This is a genomic window from Mesorhizobium sp. M2A.F.Ca.ET.037.01.1.1, from assembly GCF_003998075.1.
Classification (GTDB): Bacteria; Pseudomonadota; Alphaproteobacteria; order Rhizobiales; family Rhizobiaceae; genus Mesorhizobium.
Genome location: NZ_RZSA01000389.1, coordinates 1 through 5,633, shown reverse-complemented (window position 1 = coordinate 5,633; position 5,633 = coordinate 1). Strand labels below are relative to the sequence as shown.

Here is a 5,633-nt window from a genome sequence, read left to right as displayed (position 1 = left end):
CTCGCGCACCATGGCGCGGCCCATGGCGACCCGCTGACGCTGCCCGCCGGAAAGGTTGGCGGGCTTGCTGTCCAGCAGCGACGTCAGCTGAAGGGTCTTGGCGATCTCGTCCACGCGCTTCTTGCGCTCGGCCTTCGGCTTGCCCGCCAGCCGCATCGAGAAGGCGATGTTTTCGAACACCGTCATATGCGGGTAGAGCGCATAGCTCTGGAAGACCATCGCGATGTCACGGTCCTTGGGCGGCATGTCGACGACGTCTATGCCGCCGATGCGAAGGCTGCCGCTGGTGATGTCCTCCAATCCCGCGATCATCCGCAAGGCGGTGGATTTCCCGCAGCCGGACGGCCCAACCAGGATCAGGAACTCGCCATCCTCGATCGACAGGTTCAATCGGTCGATCGCACGAAAACTGTTCCCGTAGGTTTTGCAGATATTCTCAAGAATGACTTCCGCCATATTCCTCCCTCCACAAGTCAAAGCTGATGATTTTTTTTTCACCTTGGCTTTTTGCTTGTGAAAATCTCTCGGGTGGTTTTCAGCTTATGTTCCGGTATCGAGTTGCGCATATTTCAGTTCGACCGCCGATGGCGCGCTCGCCGATGCCAGCAATTGCGTGACTTGGCTGTCGGTCGGAAGCGCCTCGCGTCCGCCGCGCCCGGTTATTGAAAGGGCGGCCGCCGCGGCCGCGAATGCCACCCGGCCCGCGGTGTCGGCTCCGCGCGTCAATGCATGGGCATAGGCGCCATGAAAGCAGTCGCCGGCACCGGTCGAGTCGACGATCGCAACCCGATGCGGAGGCAGGTGCCAGAGCGTTGTCTCCCCGCGCCCGCGATAATAGACGCCCCGGCCGCCGTCGGTCAGGACGACGGCGGAGCGCGACGGCGACCACAATGCATCAAGCATCTCGGCGGGCGAGCGGCGGCCTGTGCGGTCTGTGCAAAGGCGAGCGGAAGAATGAGATGGTCGCAGAGCTCGATCAGCCTATCGGTGGCTGGCCCGGCGCTCCATTCGATGTCGCCGAGGATCGCGAGGCCGAGATCGCGAGCCCGGGCCACGGCATCCAGCGAGCGGATCGCGTAGCTGTCGACGATCAGGACGCTCGCGCGGCTGAGGATATCTTCCGGAAAGTCCGGTGCGGTGCCCAGCATCGCGTCGTCGTCATAGGCGATGAACCGGTCCCCGTCCGAGCCGACGGTGATGCGCGAGCGTACCGGGCGCGCGTCGGGATGGCGTGGCGCGAACGCGGTTTCGACGCCGCTGGCGACGAGGTCGCACAAGGCGGCATCGTCATCGGCGCTGCCCAGCCATCCGATGAACCCGGCGCTCCCGCCAAGCCGCGCGACGGCGGCAAGGGCCGTCGCGACATTTCCGCCGAAAGCGCGCGTGCTTTGCAGAACCTTCCCCTTGCCCGCCGACAACGGCTGATCGACATAGACGATGTCGTCGATCGCAATGGCGCCGAAGCCGAGGATCGAGGGGACGGCGCGCATCGTTCAGGCGTCCGCCTTCGCAAGCGCTTCTTGCGCCGAAAGCCCGTCATGGATGACGCCCCGAAAGGCAAGCGCTGCCTTCTGAGGATCGCCGTGCCCCCAGAGATTGCGGCCCACCACGGCGCCGCGCGCGCCGGCGCGGATGGCGTCCGCCGTCTGCTGAAGCGCGCCGAGCAGCGTGTCGGTCTTCGGGCCACCGGCGATCACGACCGGCACCGGGCAGGTCCGGACGGTCTCCCGGAACGACTCGAAATCGCCCGTGTAGCCGATCTTGATGACGTCGACGCCGGACTCGTAGCCGATGCGCGCCGCATAGGCGATCTCGTCGGGGGTGAAGATGATCTTTGCCCCGTCGGTGAAATCGCGCGGATAGATATGCGCCACCACCGGCATGCCGTAGCGGGCCGCCGCGTTCACCGAATCGGTCAGCCAGCGTATGTACTTGCCCTCGGTCGCGCCGCGCACCGGAATGGCCACTGCCAATGCATCGGCCCCCGCGCGCACCGCATCCTCGGGCGTTGCAATCAACTCGCTGATGCGGTCGTCCGGGGTAAAGCAGCCGGCCTGGATCACCAGGGCAGCCTTGCCCGCATATTGCGGCCACAGATGGCGCGCGGTGCCGGGCTGGATACTGACGTAATCGGGCTTGCCCGCCATGACGCGGGCCAGCGCGCCGGGCAGATCGGCAAGGCCGCCTTTGCGCACGTCGCCATAGCCGACGAAGTGGTCGACCGCGCCGCCAAATAGATTCCCCGATGGATGCGAAAAGAGGCGCGCGAGGCGCACTTTGGTCCCTAGGCTCATAATTCCCTAATCTCTTGATTTGCAAGGCCGGCGGCCTGTGATACTGGCCATCGTTTTCACATGCTGTATAAAAATTTTACGCGCGTCAAGATTTAAAATGCGCTATAGCGAGTCACGAAAATTGTCCGTCGCCGTCGCGATGGCTTGTCTCGGGCGTCGCCGATTGGGAGGTCGAAAGGGAAATGCAAGCAAATTCAGGAGCGAAGCTCGGTATCGGCATCATCGGATGCGGTAACATCTCGATGACCTATCTGCGCAACGCGGCACTTTTCGCCGGCGTGGAACTGCGCGCTTGCGCCGATATCTCCGCCGAGATGGCTGTCTTGCGCGGGAAGGAATATGGCATTCGCGCGCTCGGCGTCGATGCGTTGCTCGCCGACCCGGAGGTCGATCTCATCCTCAACCTCACCATTCCCGCGGCGCATTTCGACATCTCGTTTTCGGCGCTCTCGGCGGGAAAGCATGTCTTCACCGAAAAGCCGCTCGCCACCTCGGCCAGCGACGGCCGCAAGCTGGTGGGGGAGGCGGCGAAACGGGGATTGCTGCTGGGCTCGGCTCCCGACACTTTCCTCGGCGCCGCCGGACGTCGCGCCCGCCGGCTGATGGACGAGGGCGCGATCGGCCGCGCCGTCACCGGCACCGCCTTCATGATGGGGCGCGGCATGGAGCACTGGCATCCCAACCCGCAATTCTACTACCAGCCAGGCGGCGGCCCGGTCTTCGACATGGGGCCGTACTATCTGACGATGCTCGTCAACCTGCTCGGCCCCGTGACCCGTGTCATGGCGATGGCCACGCGCGGCCAGGAGGAGCGGCTGATCACCGCCGACGGCCCTTACAAGAACACCAGCTTCAGGGTCGGCACGCCGACCAACATCCTGTCGCTGCTCGAGTTCCGCTCCGGCGCCACCGTCACTTTCGGTGCTTCCTGGGATGTCTTCAAGCACTCCAACCACCCCATCGAGCTGCACGGCACCGAAGGGTCGCTCAGGCTGCCCGACCCCGACACTTTCGGCGGCACGGTCTCGCTTTCCGCGCGCGGTGCCGAGTGGACGGATTTCGCCAGCGAAAGCGAGCTCTATGGCGCGCGCAACTGGCCTTATGCGGCGCCGGATCGCGCCAATTACCGCATGCTCGGTGTCGCCGACCTGGCGCGTTCGTTGTCGCAGAAGAGAAAGCCGCGCGCGTCCGGCGAACTGGCGCTGCATGTGCTGGAGATCATGGAGGCCATCCTCGCCTCGGGCGAGAGCCGCAACTCGGTCGCCATCGCCGGCACTGTCGACCAGCCGCCGCTGCTGGGCGAGGACGAGGCGGCGAGCCTGCTGGCCTAAGGCGCTCCCATGCCGACATCGCCCGTATCGCTCGATCCACAGGCGCGGAAGGTCCTCGACCTTGGCCGACAGGCGCATGAGCCGCCCTTCGAGACCGGCACGCCCGAGCAGGCGCGACGCGCCTACGACGAAGGCTTTCCGAGCCTGCAAGGCGAGCGCGAGCCTGTCGCTTCGGTGCGCGAACAAACCATCGCCGGGCCCGGTGGCCGTCTCAACCTTCGCGTTTATCGCGGGCAGGGCGCGCCGGCGGCCGACGCGCCGGCGCTGCTCTACCTGCACGGTGGCGGCTGGGTGATCGGCAATCTCGATTCGCATGACGAGATCTGCCGCTGGTACGCCAACATCGCCGCCTGTGTTGTCGTTTCGCCGGACTACCGGCTGGCGCCGGAGCACAAGTTTCCGGCTGCGGTCGAGGATTGCCGTGCCGTTCTCTCCTTCATGCAGGATATGCCCGGCGGGCTTGGCATCGACGCCAGCCGCATCGCCGTCGCCGGCGACAGCGCCGGCGGCAACCTCGCCGCGGTGCTGGCGCTGCTTGCCCGCGATGACAAATGCCGTCCGACCGCGCAGCTCCTGTTCTATCCCAACACCGATGCCGCCCAAACGGCGGACAGCTATCGCCGCTTCGCCGAAGGTTTCGGCCTGACGGCCGCGACCATGGCCTGGTTCCGCGACCACTATGTCCGTGACGCGGTCGACATCAATGACTGGCGCGTCTCGCCGCTAAAGGCCAACAGCCTTGCCGGCGCGGCGCCGGCCTTCATCGCCATTGCCGGCCATGACATCCTCGCCGACGAGGGCGAGGCCTATGCAAGGCGGCTCGAGATGGACGGCGTCCCGATCGTGGTCAAACGCTGGCCAGGGCAGATCCATGGGTTCGTCTCAATGGGCCGCCATGGTCCGGCGTCGCGTCAGGCGGTCGAGGCTGCTGTTGCGGCCTGGCGCAATTTCGATCCGGCGTTTGAAGGGGTCTAGGCCGATTGGCGCATTACAAGCGTTGCGTCGAGGCTGACCTTTGGCGTCACGGCGGCCGCATCCTCGTCGAGCATCGCAAGCAGCGTCTCGACACTGCGGCCGGCCATGGCGGCGAAATCCTGCGCCATGGTGGTGAGCGCTGGGCAGGTGTAGCGGCTGAGTGGATGATCATCATGGGCTGCGATGCGCAGGTCGCAACCCGGCTTACGGCCCACCTTCAACCCTTTCGAGAAGGCCGCCGCCATGACGCCGAAGGCCAGGCGGTCGTTGGCGCACAGGATGGTCTTGCCCGGCAGGCCGCCATTGCCGAGCAGCTTCTCCGTCTGCTCGTAGCCGATGCGCTCGAACTCCCAAGTATAGTCGTCGGTGTCGCCGAAGACGATCGGCTCGAATCCCAGTCGCTGCATCGAGGCGACATAGCTGCTCAATCGTTCCGCCGAATTGTGATTGACGTGCGGGATGTCGAAATAGACCGGGGCATCGCCGGAACGGCAAAGGTAATCCACGATCGTCGCGACGCTTTTTGCGTTGTTATTGCCAACAAATGGCGTATCACCTTCCAGGAAAGTGTCGAAATAAACAATCGGGATGGTCTGCGTGAGCTTTTCCAGGGTTCTCTGATCGGATCGTTTGCCCAGCGGCGCGATTAGCGCGCCGGATACCTTCAGCGACAAGATGGTTCGGGTGGCTTCAATCTCGAGCTCGGTCGAGCCATGCGAGGAAATGACGACCGGCCAGTAGCCTTCGTCGCGCAGCCTGAGCTCGATGCGGCTGACCATCTCTGAATAGAACGGGTCGGTCACCGTCGGCACGACAATGCCGATGCTGCGCGTGCGCTTGCGATTGAGATTGCGCGCGAAGAGGTTCGGCTGGTAGTCGGACGAGCGCAGCGCATCCTCGATACGCTTGCGCGTTGCCGGCTTGACGCTGGTCGGATCGTCGAAGAATTTCGACAGTGTCGGTCTGGAGACGCCGCAGGAGCGGGCGAAATCCTCCATGGTCTTGTGCGTCATCGACATTCAAAGCCCTCGCG

At 64.7% G+C, this 5,633-nt stretch carries 5 protein-coding genes and 1 pseudogene; 2 read left to right on the top strand and 4 right to left on the bottom strand.

Annotation, left to right across the window (positions count from 1 at the left end):
* The 3 genes and pseudogenes from EOA27_RS19390 to EOA27_RS19380 form a co-directional block, all read right to left on the bottom strand.
* A partial coding sequence (locus EOA27_RS19390; protein WP_145970424.1) for an ABC transporter ATP-binding protein occupies positions 1-456 on the bottom strand: 456 nt, incomplete at its 3' end.
* Positions 457-540: 84 nt separating this feature from the next.
* A pseudogene (locus EOA27_RS19385) lies at positions 541-1,490 on the bottom strand (PfkB family carbohydrate kinase).
* 3 nt (positions 1,491-1,493) lie between these two features.
* Positions 1,494-2,294: a class I fructose-bisphosphate aldolase gene (locus EOA27_RS19380; protein ID WP_126081279.1), complete on the bottom strand. Its 801-nt coding sequence runs from the start codon at positions 2,292-2,294 to the stop codon at positions 1,494-1,496.
* 182 nt (positions 2,295-2,476) lie between these two features.
* Here EOA27_RS19380 and EOA27_RS19375 point away from each other — a divergent pair, with 182 nt between their 5' ends.
* Together EOA27_RS19375 and EOA27_RS19370 are read left to right on the top strand one after the other, a co-directional pair.
* The gene (locus EOA27_RS19375) at positions 2,477-3,625 is read left to right on the top strand and encodes a Gfo/Idh/MocA family oxidoreductase (RefSeq protein ID WP_126081280.1); all 1,149 of its coding nucleotides are present in this window, start codon (positions 2,477-2,479) and stop codon (positions 3,623-3,625) included.
* Between the two features lie 9 nt (positions 3,626-3,634).
* Complete coding sequence (locus EOA27_RS19370; RefSeq protein WP_126081281.1) at positions 3,635-4,600, top strand: alpha/beta hydrolase; 966 nt, start codon at positions 3,635-3,637, stop codon at positions 4,598-4,600.
* Here EOA27_RS19370 and EOA27_RS19365 read toward each other — a convergent pair.
* Complete coding sequence (locus tag EOA27_RS19365) at positions 4,597-5,619, bottom strand: LacI family DNA-binding transcriptional regulator (RefSeq protein WP_126081282.1); 1,023 nt, start codon at positions 5,617-5,619, stop codon at positions 4,597-4,599. The two genes, EOA27_RS19370 and EOA27_RS19365, sit on opposite strands and share 4 nt — an antisense overlap.
* Positions 5,620-5,633 lie beyond the last annotated feature (14 nt).